At 59.1% G+C, this 24,845-nt stretch carries 22 protein-coding genes and 1 rRNA gene; 7 read left to right on the top strand and 16 right to left on the bottom strand.

The window, feature by feature from the left end; all coding sequences use genetic code 11:
- Nucleotides 1-73: 73 nt before the first annotated feature.
- The 4 genes from gshA to GM668_RS28275 form a co-directional block, all read right to left on the bottom strand.
- Nucleotides 74-1,375: a glutamate--cysteine ligase gene (gene gshA / locus GM668_RS28290; protein WP_155442329.1), complete on the bottom strand. Its 1,302-nt coding sequence runs from the start codon at nt 1,373-1,375 to the stop codon at nt 74-76.
- Nucleotides 1,376-1,535: 160 nt separating this feature from the next.
- The gene (locus tag GM668_RS28285; RefSeq protein WP_155442328.1) at nt 1,536-3,107 is read right to left on the bottom strand and encodes an ammonium transporter; all 1,572 of its coding nucleotides are present in this window, start codon (nt 3,105-3,107) and stop codon (nt 1,536-1,538) included.
- Nucleotides 3,108-3,132: 25 nt separating this feature from the next.
- Nucleotides 3,133-3,471: a P-II family nitrogen regulator gene (locus GM668_RS28280; protein WP_155442327.1), complete on the bottom strand. Its 339-nt coding sequence runs from the start codon at nt 3,469-3,471 to the stop codon at nt 3,133-3,135.
- A 14-nt stretch (nt 3,472-3,485) separates the two neighbouring features.
- Nucleotides 3,486-4,232, bottom strand: a complete 747-nt coding sequence (locus GM668_RS28275; protein WP_155442326.1) for a TorF family putative porin — start codon at nt 4,230-4,232, stop codon at nt 3,486-3,488.
- 256 nt (nt 4,233-4,488) lie between these two features.
- Between GM668_RS28275 and GM668_RS28270 the strand changes: the two genes are divergently transcribed.
- Nucleotides 4,489-4,737 carry an accessory factor UbiK family protein gene (locus GM668_RS28270; RefSeq protein ID WP_155442325.1) on the top strand — a complete coding sequence of 83 codons (249 nt, stop codon included), beginning with the start codon at nt 4,489-4,491 and terminating at the stop codon, nt 4,735-4,737.
- Between the two features lie 4 nt (nt 4,738-4,741).
- Here GM668_RS28270 and GM668_RS28265 read toward each other — a convergent pair whose 3' ends face one another.
- From GM668_RS28265 to GM668_RS28230, 8 genes are read right to left on the bottom strand one after another with little or no spacing between them, the layout of a single operon-like run.
- Nucleotides 4,742-6,583, bottom strand: coding sequence for an adenylate/guanylate cyclase domain-containing protein (locus GM668_RS28265; protein ID WP_155442324.1), 1,842 nt, complete (start codon nt 6,581-6,583; stop codon nt 4,742-4,744).
- A gap of 16 nt (nt 6,584-6,599) precedes the next feature.
- Nucleotides 6,600-7,472, bottom strand: a complete 873-nt coding sequence (locus GM668_RS28260) for a hypothetical protein (RefSeq protein ID WP_155442323.1) — start codon at nt 7,470-7,472, stop codon at nt 6,600-6,602.
- 16 nt (nt 7,473-7,488) lie between these two features.
- Entirely contained in the window at nt 7,489-8,325 is an 837-nt protein-coding gene (locus GM668_RS28255) for a tetratricopeptide repeat protein (protein WP_155442322.1), read from the bottom strand.
- Nucleotides 8,322-9,320, bottom strand: a complete 999-nt coding sequence (locus GM668_RS28250; protein WP_155442321.1) for an MlaD family protein — start codon at nt 9,318-9,320, stop codon at nt 8,322-8,324. Before GM668_RS28250 ends, GM668_RS28255 begins: the two co-directional genes overlap by 4 nt.
- Complete coding sequence (locus GM668_RS28245; protein WP_155442320.1) at nt 9,317-9,907, bottom strand: hypothetical protein; 591 nt, start codon at nt 9,905-9,907, stop codon at nt 9,317-9,319. Before GM668_RS28245 ends, GM668_RS28250 begins: the two co-directional genes overlap by 4 nt.
- Nucleotides 9,907-10,674: an ABC transporter permease gene (locus GM668_RS28240; protein ID WP_155442319.1), complete on the bottom strand. Its 768-nt coding sequence runs from the start codon at nt 10,672-10,674 to the stop codon at nt 9,907-9,909. The genes GM668_RS28245 and GM668_RS28240 overlap by 1 nt, the downstream gene beginning before the upstream one ends.
- Nucleotides 10,674-12,995, bottom strand: a complete 2,322-nt coding sequence (locus GM668_RS28235) for a CHAT domain-containing protein (RefSeq protein ID WP_155442318.1) — start codon at nt 12,993-12,995, stop codon at nt 10,674-10,676. The genes GM668_RS28240 and GM668_RS28235 overlap by 1 nt, the downstream gene beginning before the upstream one ends.
- Nucleotides 12,996-13,032: 37 nt before the next feature.
- The gene (locus GM668_RS28230) at nt 13,033-14,226 is read right to left on the bottom strand and encodes a hypothetical protein (protein ID WP_155442317.1); all 1,194 of its coding nucleotides are present in this window, start codon (nt 14,224-14,226) and stop codon (nt 13,033-13,035) included.
- A 234-nt stretch (nt 14,227-14,460) separates the two neighbouring features.
- On the opposite strand from GM668_RS28230, the gene GM668_RS28225 reads away from it, so the two are divergent.
- On the top strand, nt 14,461-15,435 hold the full coding sequence (locus tag GM668_RS28225) for a CE1 family esterase (RefSeq protein ID WP_155442316.1): 975 nt from the start codon (nt 14,461-14,463) through the stop codon (nt 15,433-15,435).
- Between the two features lie 77 nt (nt 15,436-15,512).
- Nucleotides 15,513-17,039 carry a YifB family Mg chelatase-like AAA ATPase gene (locus tag GM668_RS28220; protein ID WP_155442315.1) on the top strand — a complete coding sequence of 509 codons (1,527 nt, stop codon included), beginning with the start codon at nt 15,513-15,515 and terminating at the stop codon, nt 17,037-17,039.
- On the opposite strand, the gene GM668_RS28215 is transcribed toward GM668_RS28220, so the two are convergent.
- The 3 genes from GM668_RS28215 to GM668_RS28205 form a co-directional block, all read right to left on the bottom strand.
- Nucleotides 17,029-17,571, bottom strand: coding sequence for a DUF2058 domain-containing protein (locus tag GM668_RS28215; protein ID WP_155442314.1), 543 nt, complete (start codon nt 17,569-17,571; stop codon nt 17,029-17,031). The two genes, GM668_RS28220 and GM668_RS28215, sit on opposite strands and share 11 nt — an antisense overlap.
- Nucleotides 17,572-17,728: 157 nt before the next feature.
- The gene (locus GM668_RS28210; protein WP_155442313.1) at nt 17,729-18,052 is read right to left on the bottom strand and encodes a hypothetical protein; all 324 of its coding nucleotides are present in this window, start codon (nt 18,050-18,052) and stop codon (nt 17,729-17,731) included.
- Entirely contained in the window at nt 18,049-22,224 is a 4,176-nt protein-coding gene (locus tag GM668_RS28205; protein WP_155442312.1) for an RHS repeat-associated core domain-containing protein, read from the bottom strand. The genes GM668_RS28210 and GM668_RS28205 overlap by 4 nt, the downstream gene beginning before the upstream one ends.
- 203 nt (nt 22,225-22,427) lie before the next feature.
- On the opposite strand from GM668_RS28205, the gene GM668_RS28200 reads away from it, so the two are divergent.
- The 4 genes from GM668_RS28200 (at nt 22,428) to GM668_RS28185 (ending at nt 24,633) form a co-directional block, all read left to right on the top strand.
- A complete protein-coding gene (locus GM668_RS28200) occupies nt 22,428-22,949 on the top strand; it encodes a hypothetical protein (protein WP_229500033.1) in 522 nt (173 codons plus the stop codon).
- A gap of 74 nt (nt 22,950-23,023) precedes the next feature.
- The gene (locus GM668_RS28195; protein ID WP_155442311.1) at nt 23,024-23,374 is read left to right on the top strand and encodes a DUF1840 domain-containing protein; all 351 of its coding nucleotides are present in this window, start codon (nt 23,024-23,026) and stop codon (nt 23,372-23,374) included.
- A 99-nt stretch (nt 23,375-23,473) separates the two neighbouring features.
- The gene (locus GM668_RS28190; protein WP_155442310.1) at nt 23,474-23,689 is read left to right on the top strand and encodes a hypothetical protein; all 216 of its coding nucleotides are present in this window, start codon (nt 23,474-23,476) and stop codon (nt 23,687-23,689) included.
- A 155-nt stretch (nt 23,690-23,844) separates the two neighbouring features.
- Nucleotides 23,845-24,633: a substrate-binding periplasmic protein gene (locus tag GM668_RS28185; protein ID WP_155442309.1), complete on the top strand. Its 789-nt coding sequence runs from the start codon at nt 23,845-23,847 to the stop codon at nt 24,631-24,633.
- A 92-nt stretch (nt 24,634-24,725) separates the two neighbouring features.
- Here GM668_RS28185 and rrf read toward each other — a convergent pair.
- Nucleotides 24,726-24,838 (bottom strand): 5S ribosomal RNA (rrf, locus tag GM668_RS28180).
- Nucleotides 24,839-24,845 lie beyond the last annotated feature (7 nt).

Raw genomic sequence — 24,845 nt, 5'->3', positions numbered from 1 at the left:
GCACCGGGCGAGCCTGGGCTAACGGACTGTATAAAATGCGGGTGCCCGGCCTAAAGGCCCTGCACCCAAATTTTTAATATACTTCCGGATTCGGGTCCGTCCGCTCCATTTCCAGCGATGCCGCCAGCAAGGCCAGACGCGCCACCACGCCATACACGTAGAAGCGGTTCGGCGCCGCCGTGCCCGGCTTGGCTTTCACGTCCGGAACCGCATGCTGCTGCGCGAACGCCAGCGGCATGTATTGCGAACCGGGCGCATTGAGGTTTTGCTCGACGCCCCGCTCCGCATGCACGCGGTAAAAGCCGCCCACCACATAGCGGTCGATCATGTACACGACAGGCTCCGCAACGGAATCCTTGATGCTCTCAAAGGTCGGCACGCCTTCCTGCACATTCAGGTCGGACACGACTTTGCCATCCTTGATGATGGACATGCGCTCGCGCTGCGCCGCCGTCAAATCCTTCAATTCCGCCGCATCGCGCACGGAAATGATGCCTTTTCCATACGTGCCCGCATCCGGCTTGATGATGACAAACGGCTTCTGGTCCTTGATGCCGTATTCCTTGTACTTCTTGCGGATTTTCGCCAGCAGCGCATCGACGTTCGTGGCCAGGCAATCGAGGCCATCGCCGCTGTGCACATCCACTTCATCGCACTTGGCGTGGAAGGGATTGAGCATCCACGGGTCGACGCCAATCAGCTTGCCGAATTTCTTCGCCACTTCGTCATACGCCGTCAAGTGGTTGCTCTTGCGGCGCAGCGCCCAGCCAGCATGCAGCGGCGGCAATAAACTTTGTTCGTGGATGTTTTGCAGGATGTCTGGAATCCCCGCCGACAGATCGTTGTTGATCAAGATCGTGCACGGATCGAAGTCTTTCAGCCCCAGGCGGCGGCCATTGGGCGAGCGCACCAGCGGCTCGATCACCAGCATATTCCCGTCTTGCAGCGCCAGCGGCGTCGGCTGCGTAATTTCCGGCGACAGCGAGCCCAGACGCACGTGCAAGCCCGTCTGGCGGAAAATTTGCATCAGGCGGGCGATGTTTTCCAGGTAGCGCGGATGGCGGTCCTTCACCTCGGGGATCAGCAGCAGGTTGCGCGCATCCGGGCAATATTTGTCGATCGCAGCCATCGCGGCCTGCACCGACAGCGGCAGCATTTCCGTTGCCAGGTAATTAAAACCAGCCGGGAACAGGTTGGTATCGACAGGGGCCAGCTTGTAGCCTGCATTGCGCAAATCGACGGAACAATAGAACGGCGGCGTATGTTCCTGCCATTCCAGGCGGAACCAGCGCTCGATGGCCGGCGTGGCGGCGATGATCTTTTCTTCGAGGTCGAGCAGCGGTCCGGTCAGGGCCGTGACGAGGTGGGGGACCATGGTTGCTTCCTTAACAACTGTAGAAAAACAGTCTTATATTACCGTGCAAACTCACCAAATCGGGGCAAAAGTGGCAATTTAAAGGCGAACGCTATAAAAAAGTCGGTCCCCATAAAAAAAGGCGCCCTCGCGGGCGCCCTCTTATCAAACCAGCAAGCGATTAGGCGTGGTAAGCCTGTTCACCGTGGCTGGTGATGTCCAGACCTTCGCGCTCTTCTTCTTCCGGAACGCGCAGGCCGATCACGATATCCACCAGTTTATAGGCGATCACGGACACCACTGCGGACCAAACGATGGTGATGCCGACAGCCGTTGCCTGCGTCGTAACCTGTGCGCCGATCGAGTAGGCGTCGGCCGACATTTTATTGGTCACGTAGTCGAAGATGCCCTGGCCGCCCAGCGATGGCGAAGCAAACACGCCGGTCAGCAATGCACCCAGGATACCGCCGACGCCGTGCACGCCGAATACGTCCAGCGAGTCGTCCGCGCCGATCATGCGCTTCAGGCCATTCACACCCCACAGGCAGACTACGCCAGCCAGCAGGCCGATTGCCAGTGCACCCATCGGGCCAACGAAACCGCAAGCCGGGGTGATCGCCACCAGGCCAGCCACGGCGCCGGAAGCACCGCCCAGCATCGAAGGCTTACCTTTCATCATCCATTCGCCAACCACCCACGACACGGTAGCGGCAGCGGTTGCCAGCAGCGTGTTGATGAAGGCCAGTGCTGCCACGTCGCCTGCTTCCAGTGCGGAACCGGCGTTGAAGCCAAACCAGCCCACCCACAGCAGCGATGCGCCAACCATGGTCATCGTCAGCGAGTGTGGAGCCATCGATTCGCGGCCATAGCCAACGCGCTTGCCGATGATGATGGCGCCAACCAGGCCGGCCACGGCGGCGTTGATGTGCACCACGGTGCCGCCAGCGAAGTCCAGCGCGCCTTTTTGGAAGATGTAGCCTGCTTTTGCGGTTTCAGCAGCCAGCGTAGCGGCATCCTTGATCGCGTCAGGGCCGGTCCAGAACCAGACCATGTGGGCGATCGGCAGGTACGAGAACGTGAACCACAGGACCACGAACGCGACTACAGCGGAGAACTTCGCACGCTCGGCGAACGCGCCGACGATCAGGCCGCAGGTAATGGCGGCAAACGTGCCCTGGAATGCGACGTAAATGAACTCAGGAATCACGACGCCTTTGCTGAAGGTGGCTGCGGTCGAGAACGATGCCTTGACTGGATCCCAGATACCGTTCAGGAACAGTCGGTCAAACTTGCCGTAGAACGCGCCGCCTTCCGTGAACGCCAGCGAGTAGCCGTACAGGCACCACAGCGTAATGATCAGCGCAAAGATGAAGAACACTTGCAGCAGCACGGACAGCATGTTCTTCGAGCGTACCAGGCCGCCGTAGAACAGGGCCAGGCCAGGGATCGTCATCAAGATCACCAGCAGCGTGGCGACAAACATCCACGCGGTATCGCCCTTATTGGCGACTGGCGCCGGTGCGGCGGCGGGATCTGCCGGCGTGGCGGCTGCTGCGGCAGGTGCAGCCGCGGCAGGTGCGGCGGCCGCTGGTGCAGCTGCTTCAGGAGCCGGTGCAGCGGCAGGCGCCGAGGCAGCAGCAGAGGCTACGGCAGCTTCGGCAGGCTTGGCATCCTGTGCATGCACTGGCAGTGCGGCGCCGAAGGCAAACAGCATTGCCGCCCCGGCCAGCAATTTCGTTATCGTTGTTTTCATGGCTATCATCCCCAATTTGAATGCATCAGAGTGCGTCGTTGCCGGTCTCACCGGTACGGATACGGACCACCTGTTCCAGGTTATAGACGAAGATCTTGCCGTCGCCGATCTTGCCGGTGCGGGCGGCTTTTTCAATCGCTTCAATGGCTTGCTCGACCACAGCGTCATCGACGGCTGCTTCGATTTTGGTTTTGGGCAGGAAGTCCACCACATATTCCGCGCCACGATACAGCTCGGTATGGCCCTTCTGACGGCCAAAGCCTTTCACTTCCGTGACAGTAATACCTTGCACGTTAATGGCCGACAAGGCTTCACGGACTTCGTCCAGTTTGAACGGCTTAATAATTGCAGTAATGAGTTTCATGGCATGCCTCGATATCAGAAGACTTTGGAAACAGTCAGCACGGCGCCGGTTTTTGCCAGATCCTTGCCGTTTGCACCAACGTATGCATTGGAATTAGCCTTGATGCCAGCCAGCGACACGCTGACGACACCGAAGTCCTTGGTCAGGCCAAGCTTAAAATCGGTGTAGCTGGAACCGTTGTTGTGTTTGACGGTCTGATGGCCGACGTGCAGGTTCAGCGTCAGACCCTCGGCGATATCCTGGTTAATCTGGGCATCCAGGTAACCGGAATGCTTACTGTTGGCGAAGCCGAACAGGTTGGTGGTCGACGACGAATACTTCAGCGTGGCCGGACCGTAGCCAACCTGGCCATACAGCTCAAACGTGTTGGCGCTTGGCTTCAGGCCATTGGATGGGTAGAGGTAGTACAGGCCGCCCACGTCATAGCTGACGCCAGGGGCGATTTCGCCGCGCTTGCCGCCGTAGATATCCCATTCCACGTTATCGTCGCCGCCGGCGTCCTTGATCCACTTGATCGACGACGCCCACGTCCCCACATACAAGCCAGTAGGATTGTTCGTATAGTCGGCGCCTGCCTGCAGAGCAGGCTTCAGGCGCGTTTGCGAAATGCCGCGATAGCGGTAGTCGGAGGTGACTGCTGCATTGAAGGACACCTCGTGATCCGGCTTGGCTTCTTCTGCATGCGCCAGTCCCGCTCCCATTGCGGCAACCGCCAAGGTAACTGCGGCTGCTACAGACGAGGGCTTGGTCATGTATTTCATAGCGATATCCTTTAGTTTGAACTTGATGAGCTATTGCGGTTTAAAATCCAGGCTGGGCCTAAACGTTCCACTATCCTTTAGCAGAATGCGTGCCAGCGCACCGTTATTAAGCGGCTACCGTATAGTCACTAGTGTCAGACACATATGATTGCCGTACCTGCACCACGGCGTTGCACCATGCCGTTGCATAGTAAGGTTACATCGCACCAGGTTGGTGCGTTTTTAGAGACATTTCGAAAAGATCAAGGAACCACTCATGGACATGAACAGTTTTTTCAATGACATGCAAAGCAAGATCAATCAGGCGATTGAAAATTCGCCTGCCAAGGACATCGAAAAGAATGTCAAGGCCATGATGACGCAAGGCTTTGCCAAGCTGGACCTGGTCACGCGGGAAGAATTTGATGTTCAGGCGCAAGTGCTGGCAAAAACCCGCGCCAAACTGGAAGCGCTGGAAACGCGCCTGGCTGAGCTGGAAGCGAAGTTCGCAGCGGATAAAGATTAAATCGTCACCCGGGATGGGATGTGGGAACGGCTTGCCCGGTTTGCAGGGGATCCCATCCATAAATAGCCACGGCGCTGTGCCCCTTCAGCGCATGGTCTCCTTGCGGCTGCAGGAATTCCGGCATCCCCACCCGCTGCGCCACTTCTCCTGAGCACATCACGGGATAGCCAAACTGCTTGCACATCCCTTCCAGCCGCGACGCCACGTTGACGGTATCGCCAATCGCCGTATATTCGTGGCGGTCGCTGGAACCGATATAGCCAATCACGGCCGGCCCGCTATGTAAACCAATGCCCATGGCCAGCGGCGGCCAGCCCTCTTCTTCCAGTTCGCGGTTCAATTCCGCCAATTCCGCCAGCATGTCGCGCGCCGCTTCCAGTCCCGCCTTTTCCGGACTGGGCAAGGGATTCGGTGCACCAAAAAAGGCCATCATGCCGTCGCCTATGAATTTATCGACGGTTCCACCGTGCCGGTGCACCATTGCGGTGATGCGGGAAAAATAGCGGTTCAATAGCGACACCACCTGTTCCGCCTCCATGCGCTCGCTCATGGCGGTGAAATTACGGATATCGGAAAACAGGACGCACACGTCGGTTTTCACGCCACGCCGTCCCGCATCAAGGTCGCCGCTCATAATTTGCTGCATCACGTGCGGACTGACCGCGCCGGAAAAACTGCGCCGCAGCCGCTGCTTTTCCCGGAAATTGCGCCACGCCTGCCAGGCCGAACGCGACAGCGCGGCAATCCACATGGCCAGCAGCCCCGCCCCCGGCATGCACCACCATCCCGAGCGCAGCCACACGGCACTGGCCACCAGCAATCCGGCCGTCACCACGGCCGCCAGCAACAGTTTGCGCGCGACGGCCGGGTGGAACCAGAACAGCGCGCCAAACAGCGCCATCACCCCTTGCAAGCCGGGCGAAATGGGTTGCACCATGCCCTGGTTCAGCATGCTGCGTATGGATTGCGCGTGCGCCAGGACGCCGGGCAAGCGCTTGATGCCGGGACGCCAGCCCGCCAGCGCCACCGGCAAATTCACCAGGTCCGTATCGTCTTGCACAGTGCCCAGCAACACGGCGCGCTTGTCAAAAATCGCCTTCAACCGTTCCGTATTGCCATCGCGCGCCAGTTGCAGCACTTCCCCCAGCGGCAAGTAATGGAATTCCGCACCAATGTGATAATTGATCAGCCCCCGCCATTCGCCCCGCACCCCCATGGCAGCCGCCACTTCGCTGGACAGCGTATTCGGGCTGCGGTCCGGCAGGCAATTCCAGCCAGGATCGGGATAGCGCCGGATGCGGCCATCGTCATCCGAGCAAAACAGCGCAGACGCCAGCGGCTGCGGCTCGCTCTGCGCCGCCAGCACGGCAGCGTAATCAATCTGGATATCGCGGTAGTGGCCGCGCTGGAAATCCCACACCTTGGCCAGCACCAGTTTCGACTTCGGCAACGTCTGCATCAGGCCCGCCAGCAGCGTGCGGTGAAAATCCAGGTCGGGATTGCGGGCGGACACCAGCGTATCGAACCGCTTTTCCGGCAATACCAGGTCCAGCCCGATCACCGTCGCGCCCGCATCGCTGACGGCGCCCAGGAATTCCGCCAGATAACGGTGGCTCAGCGTCAGCGGTTCATCGACCGTGTCGAGAAACGCTTCATCGATACCGACCAGCACGACGTCATTGGCAACCGGTTGCGGAAAGTATTGGCGGTTGAACTCAAACTGCGCATCGAGCAGGCGCGTGTCGGCCAGCGGCGCGGCCACCAGGGCCAGCGCCGCAATGACTGCCGCAGCGAACAGTCCCAGCAACGTGCCGGCGCTGCGCTTGCCACTGCCCGAAAAACCCATCCGCCCGGCCCTCCGCTCAGCGCGCCAGCGGATTGGCGCTGCTTAAATCCGGACGCTGGCTGGCAATGATGCGCCACACGTCGCGCGCCTCATCGACCATGCCGCGGTCACGCAAAATCGCCACGTACAGCACCCACTCTTCCACCGCGGCGCTGGACGCCGGCCGCAAGCCCAGTACGCTGTCCGCTTCAGCCTGCGTGGCAATGGAGAACGTGGCCGTCGCACTGCGCGCCTGGCCATCCGGCGCCGTGCCGTTGACGCTCCACCGGTAATCTTTGCCCGGCACCAGTTTCACGCCGGCAGGCAAATCCCACACCATGCCATCCACCGTGGCCCGCTGTACCACGGTGTCCGGCAATTCCGTCACGGTGATGTCAAACGTGCCCGGTTCCGGCGCGCTCCACTGGAAGCGCGGACGGGCCGTCACTTGCTTGCTGCGGGCGGACGGCGACAGCACGGCGATTTCCTGGCCCAGCGCGCGCATCTTGAAGGCGGCGGCGCCCAGGTTCGGATTGACGGCCGCCTGCACGATTTTTTCCGCCAGCGATTTCGTCACGGGCGGCTTGCCGCTGATGACCTTCAAGCCATCTGCATTGACCTCCGCCACGACCGGCCCCGTCATCTGGTAAATCAGCTTGGCGCCATAGTGCGACACGGACGCCTTGCTGACCGCGTCGAGCTTGATTTTCGCGCCATTTTTTACGTAGCCCAGCAATTGCAGCTTGCTGGTGGTGTCTTTGTTTTCACGGTCTTTTTGCTGCACTTCGCCGCTGCCCTGTACGTCAAGCACCATGCCCACCACGTCTGCATCGGCCGCGCGGGCCGGCAGTGCAGCCCAGGTACAAGCCAGCAATAACGCCGTCACGATCCACTGCCATAATTTTTTCATCTTGATTCCCTCCCTGTTATTGACTCACTGGTTCAGGCAATGCCGCCAGCGCGGCTTCAATTTCTTTGACCGCCATGGATTTTCCCGCCGCCTGCGCGACCGCCAGCGCGCGCCGCCAATAGCGCCGCTGGCCATCGGCATTGGCGCCCGCGTGGCCCAGCAACTGCAAGTCCTGCAATATCTTGTCCGGCAAGCCGCCTTCCTTGTCCAGCGCCAGCGCTTGCAGCAGCGCGGCTTCCGCCCCCTGCTTTTGCCCCAGCGCCAGCTGGGCGGCGCCTTGCAAACGCAACGCATTGGCTTTTTCCACGGCATCGTCGCCACTCTTTGCCAGCGCTTCGCCGGCAGCCTTCAACGCGTCCGCGGCGTCGCCGCGCTGCAGCGCCAGCCGCGCCGCCAGGCTGCGCAATTTGCCGGCCAGTGCGCAATCGCCGCACAAGGCCGCGCCGTCGCGCTGCCACCGCTCTGCCGCGGCAGCATCATTGTGCTGCAGCGCCAGCAGCGCATGCTGCATGGCGGCTTCCGCGCGCCGCTGCGGGCTGAAGGCCACCGTGCCGTTGTCCCATAGCTGGTCCAGCATGGCGGCAGCCCGCGCCGGCTGGCCCAGGCGCTGGTAGCACTGCGCCAGGTTCAGCATGTTGAGCGCCATGCCTTCTTCATTTTCCACGGTCCGCTCCAGCTGCAAGGCTGCTTCAAACGCATGCTGGGCGCGGGCGATATCGCCTGCCGCAAAATGGTCCATGCCTTGCCGGTTCAGCACGACGGCTTGCGCCTGGCTGGGCGACAAGACTTTCTGCGTGCCGCAGCCGGCCAGCAGCACGGCCAGCACCACCAGCGTCAGCCAGCGGCCGTTCATTTCTGCTCCTTCGCAGGCGGCACTGAAACCGGCGGCAGCGGCAAATCCTGCTGGCTGTCGATGGCCACGCCCCGCGCCTGGGGAGGCGGCAGCCACAAGCGCATGGGCCAGCTTTTCGTCGCGCCCTGGATCAGGCGCGAACCTTCCGTACTGATTTGCTGGGCGTCTTGCAGCAGCGCCGGCGCGGCTTGTTCCGTATCACCCGTGATGCGCTTGACGCTGGCGCCCGCCGCCTGCAAGTCGGCCACTGTCTTGTCGGCCTTGTCCAGCAATCCTGGCAGCTTGCTGTTGACGGCATCGAGCGCGCGGTCGGTCTTGTCCAGGCTATGTTCGGTACGCATTTCCAGCCTGTGCATATCGTCGCCTGCTCGGCGTGCTGTTTCTTCCAGCCGTTCCGCCGTGGCAGGCAAGCGCTCCATCGCATTTGACGCGGCAGTGATCGCCCCCTGGAATTTGCCTTTCGGGTCATTCAAGTTTGCACCCAACGTGGTCGCATGCTCGATCACGGGCGCCAATTTTTCCTGGAAGTGCGTGGCGATTTCCGCCAGCCCCGGCGTGCGCTCATATGCCAGCACATCGCCCGCGCTGACTGGCCGGGCGTCATAGCGCTGCGGGTGCAATTCAATGATGTTCGGTCCCAGCATGCCTTCCTGCGTCAGCTTGGCAATCGTCGTGCGGGGAATATAGCCCATGTAATTGCGGTAAATGCCCAGCTCCACCCGCACCCGCAAATTCGATTGCACTGTGGGCGGCAGCAATGCGATGCGGTCGACCGCGCCCACGATAAAGCCATTGAGCTTGACCGGCATGCCCGGCGTCATGCCGGATGCGGTCGGCGCCAGGAAGTGGATGCGCTCTTTGCTGCTCAACATGCCCTGCTGCGAAGCCGTGTACAGGAACCACGCGGCCAGCGCCAGCAGCGCGGGCAGCGCCAGCAGCCAAGCCTTGCGCGCCAGCGGCGGCGCCGCATTGGAAAAAGGTCCGGCCTTGTTCATAAGTGCACCACGTCAGTCACGGCCAGGCCGGCAGGTAACGCACCTCGCTGCAAATAGCATACGGCGCGCAGCGGAAAGCGGCGGCGGAACAGCATCGGCAAGTGCAGCAGGCTGTCCGCATCATCATGTTCATACACGCGGTCAAACAGCATGCATTCCGGATGCCGCAGCCACATTTGCAGGAAGTTGATTTCCACTTGCATATGCCACGGCAAGCCCGACACGATATAGCCGGGATTCACGCCAGCCAGCAAACCCGTTTCTTCCAGCGCCTGGTCCACGGCGCGCCAGAACCGCTTGCGGGCCGGGCCTGCAGGCTCCAGCAAAGCGATATTGTCGCGCACACTCAACTGCCCCAGCACCGTGGCCTTGCGCGACACGAGGCCGATCTGGTGCGCCGCCACCCGGCGCCGCACGCGGTGATGGCCCACGTGGAACTCGCTTTCGTGTTCATGTTCCGGCAACAGCAACTGGTCAACGAACGCGCCGCAATCCGTGCGGCGCGCGCACGCAATAGCGCTGACCCTGCCCTGCATCAGCGCATGCTGGCTGCCATCGTCGGCAATGAATTCAATCAGCGGATACATTATGCCTCCGCCGCCAGCGGCCCATACACCAGCAGCGCAATCACGATATTCATCAACAGCAGCCCAAACACGCTTTGCATGACGGCCCGGCCAACTGTATCGGGCAAGCTAGTGTGGTCGCTGCGTCCCAGCCCATGCCACGCCGCCACGCTGGCTATGACAAGGCCAAAGCCCATGCTTTTCACGGCCACGTACGCAACGTCACGCGGCGACAGGATCAACGCCAAATGCGTGAACAATTCCCGCGCCGGCAATTCCAGCAGCACGGCGGCAATCACGATACCGCCTGCCACGGCAGCTGCTTCCACATACACCGTCAGCAGCACGCATGCGCAGATACAGGCCAGCACCATCGGCACGGCGAGATAATCGCGCGTCGATAAACCCAGCAGGCGCAAACTGCGCGCTTCGCCGTCATGCTGCATATTGCCCAGCCGCGCCGTCATCATGGTGCCCGTACGCAGCAGTACGGGAATCGCCACCAGCATTGGCCCGGCTTCCCGCACCAGCAGCACGGCCAGCAGCCGCACGGCCAGTTCAGGGCTGGCTGTAATGGTGCGCACCAGCAGCGCAATCAGCAGCGTGCCTGCCACGGCCGCCGCCAGGCTGGTGCTGGCCAATCCCCGCGCCCCCATGTCCAGCAGCAGCCGCAAGAAGCGGCTGCGGTGCGGCGGGCGGCCCAGCACGTGGATGTGGCGCAGTGCATAACCGGCCATGGCCAGCGCACCGGCGGCGTCAGACCATAGCGGACGGACCGGATGCGACATCACGCCCCCTGCCCCGTCAAATAAAACGCGGCCCAGTAGCGGGGTTCCGGGAATTTTTTCCACAGCGCCTGCTGCGCTTCCTGCAAAGCCTGCGCCTTGCCTTCACCGGCCCGCAGTTTTTCATAGAACGTCACCATCAATTCCGCCGTCGCTTCATCATCCACTTCCCACAGGCTGGCAATGATATTGCTGCTGCCCGCATACAGGAAGCCCCGTGTCATGCCGATCAAGTCATCGCCATGCATGGCGCGGTTCAAGCCAGTCTCGCAAGCCGACAATGTCACCAGGTCGGCATCGAGCTGCAAACCATAGATTTCCGCCACCGTCAGCGAACCGTCATTTTTCTTGTCGGCAGCCAGCGCCAGCCGCGATTGCAGCGGCACGTCGGCGCGGAACTGGCCATGCGCCGCCACATGCAGGAAGCGGAATTGCGGCGCAACGTCCTTGAATGCGGATTCCGATGCGACGGCGCGCGTCAGCAAGCGGCTGCCGGGCAGCATCGAAGAAATCTTGCGCGCTTCTTCTTCCGCGGCAGGCAAATCCAGTTGCGGGTTGCCCAGGTCAGGATTACCGAATACCAGCATGCTGTCCATCTTTGCAGGGCGCGGCGGGCGCAGGTATTGCTGCACGCTGGCGCTGGGCAGGAAGCGCAGCTGGTGCGCAGCCGGCAAATACTCCTTGCCGTCATGGAGCGCGGCAAACGGTAAATAATGCAGCGCACCATGCGGCACGATCACCAGGTGGCGGCCGGCAATCAACGAGCCCACTGGCGCCAGCAGCTTGCTGTATAGCGCCTGCCCCGCCGCCAGCGCACCTGCTTGCTGTGCTTCGATCTGGCTACGGAACGCGCGTACGTCGCGGTCCAGGTTGGCGCCATCGATGACAGCTGACTGCACCTCGCCGGCGCTGACCGCCACGACATTCAACTGGCCGCCATGCTGGTAATACTCGACCAGCACTTCATTGGGCCGCAGGTAGCGCCGCACGTCGGCCAGCGACAGCGCACCAACGCTGACCAGCGACGCCAGCGCTGGATCGGACGCCTTCAATTGCAACACTTGCTGGCGCGCGGCGCTGCGCGATTCGCCATTGCCGGCGCGCGCCATGTCCACCGGCAGCTGCGCCGCCGCCCGCTCCGCCGCCAGCTGGTAAGACTTCAGCAGGCGCGCACTGTCGGCGCTACGGCCGGTCAGCGTGGCGCCGCCGCTGCGCGCCGCCAGCAAGTCAACCAGCGCGCGGGATTTGCCCCGCTCCATCAATTCATACGCGGTGTCGGCCTGTTTCAGCGCCAGCGCCAGGGCGATGGCGCGCGCATACAGCGCCTGCTTGTCGCCCACGAAGCCGATCTTGCTGGTTTCCGTATTGATGCTGGCGCGCTGTTCTTCCACTTCATCGATGGCTTGTTTCAGCCACGCCAGCGCGGCCGCCTTGTCGCCCGCCTGCTCGGCAATGCGGGCCCGCTCGGACAACAGCATCCAGTAAATTTCACCGTTTTCCTTCACTTGCGGCAGCGCCAGCACGCGGTCAAAACCGGCTTTCGCCTGGTCCAGCCGCCCGGTCTCCAGCAGCGCCTTGTTCAACATGAAAGCGCGCGGCAATTCCACCCACACCCAGTTGTTCACGCCCGTCAGGAAGCTGCCGGAAAACAGCTTGTCGAGGAAGATATTCACGGCAAACAGCTTGTCGCTGTTGAGTGCATCGAGCACGCCTTGCCAGTCGCCCAGCGCCATGCAGGCGCGCGCGATGGCCAGCGCCTTGGCGCTGCTGTAGGCCGAAAACATGCTGCCCTTGCCCTTGACCATGCGCTCGACAATTTCATGGCCCTTGGCTTTTTCACCGTTCAGCGCATAGCCGATGGCGACGGCCGCCATGCTGTTGTAGACCATGTCGAGATCATCGCTCTGGTCTTCTTCCAGCCACGCGACATTGGCGCGCCCGATCTTGATGGCCGCGTCATACTGGCCCAGGTCCAGCAGCGCTTCCGCGCGCATCTGCCCCAGCGCCGGCGTGGCGTCTTCCAGTGCAAACAGGCGCGTACTCTTGTCGCCGCCTTTTTGCAGCAAGATGGCCAGCTGGTCGAGGCAAGCCATCAATTGCGTATAGCGTTTGGTTTTGGAATAGGCGTAGCACAGCGCGTGGCGGTCGCGCGTGTCGAGCGGCCCTTGCGCTGCCTGCTCTTCCAGGACTTTTTCCAGCTGGTCGAAGCGGCCACTGGCCGCCATCGCCACCTGGTCGGTGGTACGGTCTGCCCATGCCGGTGCACAGGACACCAGCGCCAGTGCGCCCACTGCGACTGCGATTTTCTTTACTGTGAAGGCCATGAATTTGCGGGCCGGCCTCCCCGGCCCGTCGTGTCGATCAGAACCAGTAACCGATATTGATGGTCACACCCTTGGTGGCCTTGCCATGCACATACGACAGGCCGCCGCGCAGGAAACTGCGGGCATTGGCGGCATTGCGGTTGGTGCCGATCGTGACGCCGATTTCCTGGGTATTGTCGACGAATGGCTTGTCGCCCAGGTAGCGGGTATCGATCAGCGAAAATTCCGCCGCCATTTTGCCGCCCATCATGGAGGTCGGCATGGAATACATGACGCCGTTGCGCGCCATGGTCAGTGCAACGTCCGGGTCAAACGAGAAATCGCGGCTGGAGAATTTGCCGGTCTTGTAATAACCAAGCATGTTGCCCACTGCGATAGCCTGGTTGCCACCCAGTGCAAACACATAGGTGCTCATCAGACTGGCCGATGCAATGGTCGATACGGTGGCGCGGTCTTTCGACGCGACGATGGAATACTTGCCGCCCGGCGTCAACGTCCAGCGGTCGCTCATTGGATAGCGGTACGAAATGCCGAACCCGCCGTGGTACGTGTCCGCTTCGCCGACTTTGACCAGCGCCAGCGGCAGCGCAAACACCAGCTGGCGGCGCGGATCGATGTCATTGCGGATGGTGTACGACAGCGGCAACGAGGTGGAGCGCACGCGGTCCGCGCTGCCATCGATATTAAAGCTGGAATAGCCAAGGCCCACGCCAATCAGGTTATTGCTGCCGGTATCCGTGCCTCCCGGGCCGGTCACGATCTGGCTCATGGGATCGAAGCTGGCGGCAAAGTCGGCCTGGCCTGCCATGGGAATCGCGCCGCCCATGCCGGTGATGGCGCTGGTGGCGGAATGCTTGGCCTGGTAATTCATGATCTTGCCGATCAAGTCGGATTTCTTGACGAAGTCGACAAACTGCTCTTCGCTGTCGTCGCGGGTAGCGCCCGTGAACTGGCCGGAAATTTGCAGTTCGGGGAAGTTATACGTCAGCGTGCGCGAATTGTTCGCGTAGCTGAGGAACACGCCCACGTCATTAAAGCGGCCCTGCACATTGGCGGGCGACGTCTGCGTATAGCCCAGGTTACTCAGCGTGAAATTGCGCACGGCGTCGATGAACACATCCGACTTCGACGCGCACAACTGCTGGCCGATTTTGGTGCCAACGTCGGCACGGAACGAATACGAACGGTCGCAACCGTTAACCGTGGAAAACTGTGCCATCGCTGGGGCCATGCAACCGCCGGCGACTGCCAACGCAAAAACCTTGCTAAATCTCATGCCAAAACCCTTTCTTTCTTGTGCGAGCGCAGAGGGAAAGTCCAGCAGAGAGCGTATGCCGTACAACATTTACTTGCAATCAATTTCCCATGCCTGTTGTATTCAAGCTCGGGGCTGGACAAGTGATGCTGAATTTCATATTGATTGCGCCGTGTTAATATTTATTTTTTAACATTTAAAAGCGATGCAATGGGCTTCCTGCACGGTATCAAAACAGTATTTCTTGGCAGTGCCACGGTCACCGCGCCGTGCGCACCGGTAACGCCGCTGGTACTGGACCGTCCCGAAGGTCCACGCCATTGCCTGCTGGGGATTCCGACTGCCGCTGCGGCCGGCAAGCGGCCGTTGGTGATTGTGTTGCATGGCGCGGGCGCCTCGGCTGAACAGGTATTGGGCATGGCGTTCCCGCCATCGCCGTTGTCGGTCTGGCTGGAAATCGCCGAACGTGAACACGTCATTGTTGCCGCACCGGATGCCGGCAAAGGGGGCTGGAGCGAATGCTTTGCCGGCGCTGCGCAAGTAGCGAAAAAAGACGATGTGGCTTTTATCGACGCCATCATCAGCCACGCCGTTGCCGTTCATAACGCGGATGAAGAACGGGTGTATGTGATCGGCGTGTCGCGCGGCGGCTGGATGGCCTACCGCATCGCGATGGAAATTCCGCAACGGCTGGCCGCGTTTTCCGCTGTCCTGGCGGGCATGCCGCCGCGCAGCCATCCCATGCAGCCGCGCGTGCCGCTATCGGCGTTGATCGTGGGCGGAACGGGCGACCGGCTGATTCCCTATCACGGCGGCAAGCATTGGTATGCGCTGGGTTTCATGGAGCCCGTCAACAGTATCGAAGACAGCGCCCGCGTGTGGCGCGAACTGGCTGGATTGCCCGATACGCCGGACCGTACCGGCATTCCGCGCCGCCATCCGCTTGATAAGACCTGCGCGGCGTTCACGCTGTGGGGGCGTGATCCGGGACAGCTGCAAGTGGGCCTGATCCGCATCGATGGCGGCGGCCACGCGGAACCCAGTATCAGCCGACGCTATCCCGGCTTGATCAACAAGATGGTGGGGGCGCAAAACGGCGACTTTGAAATCGCGGAAATTGCATGGGACTTTTTCCGCCATAAGCGTGCGGCCCGTCCTGCCGCGCAGGATTTACAGCAGGCGTAGTATCCGGCTGTGCCTGCGCAACAGGCGCATTGCTTTCCGGCGTGACAATGGCGGATCTGTCACTGCAAGGAATTGCTATGAGCCTGGCCGTCCTGAAAAGCCGCGCACTGGCGGGCATGGAAGCCCCGGAAGTCAGTGTGGAAGTGCATCTTGCCAACGGATTACCCGCGTTCGCCATCGTGGGTTTGCCCGATACGGAAGTCAAGGAAGCGCGGCACCGCGTCCAAGCCGCCATCATTTCGTGCGGCTTTGACATGCCGAACCAGCGCATTACCGTCAACCTGGCGCCTGCGGATTTGCCCAAGGAGTCCGGCCGCCTTGACTTGCCGATTGCGCTGGGCATCCTGGCCGCTTCTGGCCAGATTCCCACGACACCGCTCGATGACTATGAATTCGCCGGCGAACTGTCGCTGACGGGAGAGTTGCGGCCCATTCCCGGCGCACTGGCGATGGCATTTGCCATGCGGCGCCATGCGAACCGGGGCAGCAAACAGCGCGCGTTTATCCTGCCGCTGGCCAATGCGGCGGAAGCGGCGCTGGTGTCCGGGGTGGCGATTTATCCTGCCGCCTCGCTGGTGCAGGTATGCGGCCATTTTCTGTCCACGGATGGCAGTGCGGCGCTGCCCCGGCACCAGACAGCGCCGGAACCAGAGGCTGGCGGCTACCCGGATTTGTCCGACGTGAAAGGGCAGACTATCGCCAAGCGCGGCCTGGAAATCGCGGCGGCAGGCCGCCATAATCTACTGTTTGTCGGGCCGCCGGGTGCCGGGAAAAGCATGCTGGCGCTGCGGCTGGCGGGCTTATTGCCGCCGATGACGGATGACGAAGCGCTGGAAGCGGCTGCCGTGCAATCGCTGGCAGGGTGCTTCGATGCGGCGCGCTGGATGCGGCGGCCATTTCGCGCGCCCCATCATACGGCGTCTGGCCCGGCGCTGGTCGGTGGCGGCGGAACGCCGAGGCCGGGCGAAATTTCGCTGGCCCATGGCGGCGTACTGTTCCTCGATGAACTGGCGGAATTCGACCGCCGCGTGCTGGAAGTGCTGCGCCAGCCGATGGAAACCGGCATGGTGACAGTATCGCGCGCTTCACATCATGCGGACTTTCCTGCCCGCTTCCAATTGATCGCCGCCATGAATCCCTGCCCATGCGGCTACCATGGGCACGACAGCGGCAAATGCAAATGCACGTCAGAAACTATCCACCGCTACCAGAGCCGGATTTCCGGCCCCTTGCTCGACCGCATGGATTTGCTCATACACGTGAACCCCTTGACCACCGATGAACTGGAACGCGAAGCCACGACCGATGCCTCGCCGGAGATTGCGCGCCGGGTGGCGCGCGCCTTTACCCGCCAGCTGGAACGCCAGGGCAAGAGCAACCAGCAATTGGGCACCCGGGAAGTGGAGCGGCTGTGCAAGCTTGATCCGGCCAGCAAGGCCATGCTGCGGGAATCGATGAAACAATTTAACTGGTCAGCGCGCGCCTACCACCGCGTACAGCGGGTGGCGCGCACCATTGCCGACCTTGATGGGTCCAGGTCCATCGAAGAAAAACACTTGAAGGAAGCCATTCAATACCGGCGGGGGCTGGACGTCACCAAGTGAAGTCGTCGGGGATTTTGAAGTCCGCGTACGGATCGTCTTCCATCGGCGTGGCCGCCGCCTTGGCCCGTACTACACGCGCTTCGTCGCGTTCGGCGATTTTATCGGCAATCACGCGCGGCACCAGTTCAAACTGGTCGCCCATGCCGACGATGGCCAGGCGCCCTGCCACCAGGTGTTCCTGCACAGCGGCAGACACGTAAATCCGTTCGATTTTGGCGCCATACGTGAAGTTGTAGGCGATTTCGCCGGCGCCTTTAGCGGCCTTGGGTTGGCGGTTCTTTTGCACCAATTGCGCAATTTGCGCCTGCACGGCTTTTTCATTGGCGGCAGCATCGCGCTGCGCATTGAATTCACGGGCGCGTTCGGCATTCTTGCGCTGCAGTTCCGCTGCGGCGAGCTTCGCTTCGTCAACGCTTTGCTGGCCCGTGCGGCGTTCTTCTTTCTTTTGCTTGGTCTTGTCCTGGTTGACCTTTTGTACCTTCTTTTTATCGACCAAACCGGCCTTCATTAATTGTTCTTGCAGCGAAACCATGCTAGCTCCATCGATCTATACTTCCAGCTTCCGTTGCTGGACGGTGAAAGCCGTTAGCATAGCAGAGGAGCCTCCCTTACGATCAGCCCGTGCCGGCCCGGTCTTGAACCGGGCCGGCCGCAGGCTTCACTCCGCAACCACAAGGAACCGGATGCTCTTATGCCCCGTCAACGGTATTGACGGCTACGATGCACCCTTCTTTCTTGACCACCTTGTAGATTCCCACCTGTGCCACATCGCCTTGCCAAAGCACGGTACGGCCGTGTTTTTGCATTGCCTGTTCAAAGCCTGCAACCTTGATGGCACAGGGAGCGAAGTTTTCGTTCAACACATTTTCCAATATGCTGGCTTCCCTTCGCTGCATCCTGACTTGCTCTTTCAGGCTGTCGACTTCCAAAGCACTATCCAATTGCCGGAAGAACAAAAAAGCCGACAGGCACGTCAACGCTAGCAGGGCAATCGACAAGAAGCCGGTTTTCATTGCGATCCTGCCTGGAAAGCTTCCCAAGCGAACGTATGGCAAACGTTAAACTTGTTTTTCCCCAAAGGATTTAACGTATAAGGCATTTTCGCAATATTTTTCTGCCGATCCAACGCGAACTTCGTGATTTTATTCGCATCAGCCTTCTTGTTGTAAATCGTTGTTGGTTTAACGCCTTTTCCGGCAAACTCGCTTACCCGTTGCTGGATCTCATTCATCGACTCCTGCGTCGGCATGCCGTCACTATCGAATTTCATGGTACCGACATCGATTGGTCCGCGCACGTCACCGTACTTTCCGCCATAGCGGCCGAGGTCAAAATATTGGGTCGCGCCGGTATTATTATCAATCGCGATAACGCCAGAGTGACCGACCGGCAAACTAAAGCCCGCCCCCGTGTCTGCCATATAGCCCACAAACGTCACGAACATGCCATCGAGACCGTTAGGATCGATTGAAGAGAGCGGATTTCCGGAAACATACGCATAGGTATTCAGCCCTCCGGATAAACCAATCGGGTCGCTTTGCAGATAGCGGCCCAGCGACGCATCGTAATAGCGGTTCCAGTTGTACCACAAGCCGCTTTCGGCATCATAATACTGGCCCGGGAAACCAACGTTCAGGCCGCCCACGTTATCCGTAACCACCGTCCGGCGGTCAAAAGCGGCGTTCTCGGCACGCCATGCAACGGCGCCCGAGCTGTCGGTCAATAACTCCGGCCGGCCCAATGCATCGTTGTGGCTGGCGTAGAATTTCGAGCCACGCGCCATGCCCAGCAATTCGCCGCCAAACCAGACGTAAGCTGTATTGGTCGTCGTGCCATCGATGAATTCCGCCAGCATTTCACCCTGAGGTCCGTAGATGTAATACACGCCCATACCAGAAGCCAGTTTCACCGCACGCTGGTTCAGTGCATTCACGCGATAATCGCCGACACGGGCGCCATTGACAAATACGCCGTTCATCCGATTGAAGGCATCGTAGGTATAGCTGCGCGAGCCGCCCCCGTTCAATGCTTCACTCGTTACGTTACCAACTGCGTCGTAACCAAAACTGCGGAGTTGGCCGCCGCCACTCCAGGTGTTAAGACGGTTGCCTGTTGACGTGGTGTAGGTATAAGTGGCGCCTTGGCGCACGTGAGAAGTACGATTTCCCGTCTTATCCAGCGCAAAGCTTTGTGCATCACCGGTCCTTGTCACTGACCCCAGCCGGTCAATTGTGTCGTAGGCCAACGTTGCGCTTAATCCTGGGTAAATGCTGTCCGTCAGGCTGGTCATCATCTCGACGTTGTTATAACCCAGTGTCAGGCCGTGTTTGCCCGGCGTGGACAAATTGGACACCCGGCCATCGGTATCGAGCGTCACCATACGTGGCAAGCCATTGCCGAATTTCCACCCGAAACGCAGATTCGAATACGGCTGGTACAGCATGGAGTTGGCGAGCGTGGACCATGGGGCGCCCAGATTACTCGTCACCGCAGAAACGCGCCCATAGCTGTCGTAGCTGTAATCGACCACCAAACCAGTCGGATAGGTCAGGCGCTGCAAGCGGCCGCTGGAATCATATGCCCAGCTGGTGGTAAACAACTTGCCGAAAATATTATTTACCTGGGTAAGCAGCTGTCCGGCATCGTTATAGGTGTATTGGGTTTCGCCAGTCCAATCGGCAAACTTGGTCAGTTTTCCTTTGCCATAGCTGCCTTCATCATACGTGTACAGATTCGGCTCACTGCTGGTCAGCTTGCTCACCATGCGGTCCAGCGCATCCCAGCTGTAACGGAACACTTTGCCGTCCGCACCGGTCTCGGTGGCCATCCGGCCTGCACTGTCATAGGTATAGGTGGTCAAACCCGTATCCGGGCTGCTCTGGGTCAGTTTATTCCCGAATCCGTCGTAGGTGTACGTAGTACGCAGCCCGCGCTGGTCTTCGATGAACTGCAGATTCCCTCTGGTATCGTAACCATATTGAACCGTTCCGTTATCTGCACTGGTGACCTTGGTAATGCGGTTCTGTGCATCGTAATCGAAGCGGGTCACCCGGCCGGCTGCATCGGTCTTGGTCTGGACATTGCCATTGGCATCGTACGCATATTGCACCCGCTGGCCATTGTTCCCTGTTTCGACCCACGGCCGGCCCAGGCTGTCTTTTTGCAGCGTGGTAGCAAATTTCCCGTCGAAGTTTGCCGCCAGTGTGCTACCGCTGGCATAAGGCGTCATACGATCGGACTGCGTCATCGATATCCGGTTGGCCACGTCCAGCGTATGGCTTGCCATCTCAAACTGGGCATTACCACTGTTAATCACCCGGCCTGCGGAATTGTATTCATAGCGGTTGTTGGTTCCGTCCGGATAATCGATATTGGTAACCTGGTTATTACCGTTATACGTATAGTATGTGGCCCGATCGCCGCCAGCCAGGCGCACAATTTCAGCGAGGACGTTACCGCGGGCATCATATTGGTAATCGGTGGCGACACCGTTAGGGTCCGTCATCCGGCCGGGCCGTCCCATACCGTCGTGGCCAGACCACGTGGTGACATGCCCCAGCGGATTAGTCATCGATATCTTGTATCCGTTCGGATCATAGGCAATGACCGTCGAGGCACTTGCACCGTTGGGCAGTGCGCGTGTAATGGTCTTGGTGGCCAATGAATTATTCGCATGGAATGTATATGCATAAGACGTGATACGTTGTACGTTGGTAGCCAAATCCGTAATCGTCTCGCTCTTCAACCACTTGTCAGCCAAACCACCACTAACGTAATCGTAATTCCTGCGCAGGAAGTCCTGACCCGACGCATCTTTGACTATCGTCTGCACCAATTGCGGCCCCGACCACGTATTGACTTCAGTGAGCGCGCTGGTCGTACCAGCTGCCGTAACTTTGCTCATCAGCAAGCCGCTACTATTGTAATCAAAGTCGGTTTTGACACCCTTTTGATCAAGGGAATAATCCATAAAACCGTTGGCGGCATAGACATTACTCGATGCCGTTGCCAATGGGCAGGAAGCTGTGGCCGAATTACTGGCTTTCAGCAATTTTTTTGATGCACCAGAAACCAGGAAGTCATAGCGCGTCTGATTTCCTTTTTCGTTGCTGACAATCGTATAGTCCGGCCCGTATTGGAAAGTCTCGTACTCTTCATTGTTTTCATAACCGCTCTTGATGGCGCGACGACTGGCATCATACGAATAACGCGTCATCCTTACGCCGTCGATGCTATAGCCACTTAAAATCGGCATTTGATTGACATCGTGGTCATAGTGGTAGGTTCGGATGCCGGTCGATGACGACGGTGGAGTGACGCTAGTTAAATTCATCTCGCCATCATAGCCGTATGACCAAACCTGCCCGTCTGGCGCAGTCACGGCCGTGACCGCATAATTGTTGTACGCGATATTTGACCAGGTAAAAGAAACAGTGCCGCCAGAACGCGTGGTTATCGACTCTAATCGGTCGGCGGTATTGTAATTGAACGTTTGTAAGACCTGTCCGCCCTCACTGATGGACAGTAAATTTTTGTTCCAGCGGTCATACCGGTATTCTTTGCCATCGAGCTGCAATACCAAAGGATTGGCCGTTTGAATAATGACGCCCATAGCGGAATTACCGTCAGTTACGCCTGCGGGAAGGTAGGTAGCTGACGAAGCAACTTGGAAGCTATAAGCTCCACCATCAGGGAAACGTACTTTAATCCAATCTGGCATGCAGCCCATGTAGAGCCGATAAGTTTGGCATGTCGGCGCATATTCCAATTTAGGGTAATCGAGTGACGAATACCAATTAGGTCCAAACAGCCGTGCAGTATTCTGTTGGGCGCGATATGTACGAGACAATGATAAGCTTTGCAAGGAATTATGCTCAAAATCCTTTTGCGGAAGGAATTTCTCGCCAGTGGCGATAACAACCGGCTTGTTCGTCGTAGGCGAGGTGCACTTATCAGTCGTATCCGAATTCCTATCAGCCGGCGGTTTAGCCCTGGGAGCCACCGATACTATCCGCCCATGGGTAGGATACCAGGATAGATTTACCAGCGTAGGATTGGGGTCCTGTTGTGGTCGCTGTCCCGTAACGACCACAACCGGCGTATCGCTTTGAGCAAATGCTGGATAGCAGATGAAATTAAGGGCTGCCATCCCAATAAAATTGTAATTCTTTATGGCCATCTTCATGCTGAGATTTTCCGGGACGAATATTAAAAAATATAAAACATTAATTATTTATAATTATTCTGTCAAGAAAAATCACAATGACAACTACGATCACTCCGGGACATGCGCAGCCGTGAAAATAACTATTGACTTGCCGGCCATTGTGTTAATGAAATAGAAAACAAACCATGGCACGAGAGGATGGCATTTGCTAACATTAGCGTATGCATACCACATCCCCTCAACGTTTCATTGTTGCCGCCTGCGTTGCCGTCCTGGTGGGCGGCTGCAGTCCCAAATTCGACTGGCGCGATTACCGCAACCTGGGCATTCCTTATACGGTGCTGTTTCCTGCGAAGCCGGCGACGCAAAGCCGCAACATCAATCTCGGGGACGACAAGGTCAGCATGCATATGGCCGCGGCGGAAATTGATGGCGTGACGTTTGCAGTTGGCAGCGCGGAACTGCCGGATGCCACGCGCGCGCAAATGGCGATCGCCACCATGAAAAACACGATGGTGAAGAATATAAATGGCACCGTGACAGCGGAAGCAGCGGCTGCCGACGGCCGGCGCACGGTCACGTCCATTGAAGCGAAGGGCTCGCGCAATGGTGAACCCATGGTGCTGTATGGCCGTTTTGTTGCAAAAGATAAATGGGTTTACCAGGCCATTGTGGCTGGACGGGAAAAACACGTGAATAAAGAAGCAGTCGATACGTTCCTGACCTCGTTTAAAACGGAATGAACAGACTGTTAGTGTGCAAGTTCTGAAGTCGTGCTATCTTTCATTCACGGACAACAACAGGACAGGACAACGCCATGATCACGTTCAAATCCAAATCCTCTCCGGCAGTCATGATGTACCAGGAGCACGCGGAGCGCATTCTTGAAGTGTTGAACAAGAGTCCGGAGCGTGGCGTGATCACCGCAGCTGAAGCGCCCAAGGTGCTGGCGATGCTGGAAAAAGAAGTCCAGCTTAGCAAACAGCATATCGAAGACCTGGATATCGAACACCATAAAGACACCACGCACAACGTGGATGCGCTCGATGGCGACGGGTCGGATTTGCCGGAAAAACAGCATGTCGGTTTTGGTCAGCGGGTATATCCACTGCTGCAAATGTTGCGCGCGGCCTCGACGGAAGGCCACGACATCCTCTGGGGTGTATAAGCCGGATTCGCCCCGTCAAACACTGGCCGCACATGCTGCGGCCTGGTTTCTTGCGCCCTGATATCCAATGCAAAACCACCATCCGCACTGAGCGCGATCTTGAGCGCGTTCAGGCTGATGGGGGATTTTCTTTTTTCTGGCGCCGCTGCCGCCTTTCAACAACAAATGGCACGTTCATCACAACTGTTACCTGGAAGAGTGCATAATTTCGTGGAAGCATTTACGGAGGCGCGCTTGGTAGCCTCCCGGCAGCAGACGCAGTTGCACGATGAAAACAGCGAAGGCGGTATGCTGGCGCCGTCCGCTCGCAGCTAAAAAGTGGAACGGCAGCGGGCTCGGCACCGTGGTTCAACGCCGGCCGCGTCTCGGCTGGTTTATCGCCATCGATCCAGCTGTCGCCTCCCCACTGACCACCTGTGTACCGCGCGAGATTGTCAGCAGCATTGGCTGAAGCGCCAGGAAAGGTCGCTATGAGATACGCGTGGTTGGCAAGCATTCAACTTGCAGGCTCCGTCGCCATCGCGGGCGCTCAACCCGCCAGCATAAGCCATGTCGCCATTTGCGAAGACGAGAACGAATGGCCACCCTATGTCTATCGCCAGCGCGCCGGCGATGGAACACCGGGCAGGCTGACCGGCTATGCTGTCGACGTGGTCAATGAGATCTTTACCCGTAACGGCATCCGCTCAACACTGGAACTGCTGCCGTGGCCGCGCTGCCAAGCTGTCGCCAAGCTTGGGAAACAGTACCAGATGGCGCTCAACCTCACTTATAACCCTGAACGCCAGCGGAACTTTCTGTTGACCCGCGCCTACTATTCAACCAACACCTATTACTACTATTCGCGGCGGCATTATCCCACCGGTTTGAAGCTCAACTCCCTGACGGACATACATCATTACCGCGTATGTGGCATCCACGGCTACAACTACCTGAACTACGGCCTGACAGCGGGCGAAGTCGATCAGGGTGCGCGCGACTTCGCTTCTTTGATCGCCAAACTGCACGCCGGGCGTTGTGCACTATTCCTGGAGAAGCATGAGGTGATGACCGGGTTCAGCGCTATCGGTAAAGACTATCTGGCTGATGGCGACCTGGCTGGCGAACGCGTCCCAGGGATGCGGCCGACCGCGTTTTACATTGGTATCTCGCGCAACTATGAATACGCGCATGAGCTGCGCACGCTAGTCGACGATGAATTGCTGCGGATGGAGGAGAATGGCCGATTGGCCGAGATCTGGCGCAAGTATGCGAGGTGAAGAGCCAGCCATAACAGGCTAGCATTGACAACGCCGCGCACAATACAAAAAGCCCGCCAAGAGCTAACTTGGCGGGCTTTTCTCAATAACTAGCCTGACGATAACCTACTTTCACACTGGTTGCAGCACTATCATCGGCGCAGAGTCGTTTCACGGTCCTGTTCGGGATGGGAAGGGGTGGGACCGACTTGCTATGGTCATCAGGCTTTGAC

Origin of the sequence: Pseudoduganella ginsengisoli, from assembly GCF_009720865.1 — a bacterium.
Lineage (GTDB): Bacteria > Pseudomonadota > Gammaproteobacteria > Burkholderiales > Burkholderiaceae_D > Rugamonas > Rugamonas ginsengisoli.
Note: the sequence above shows the minus strand (reverse complement) of the source record. Positions and strands in the feature narration are given on the sequence as shown.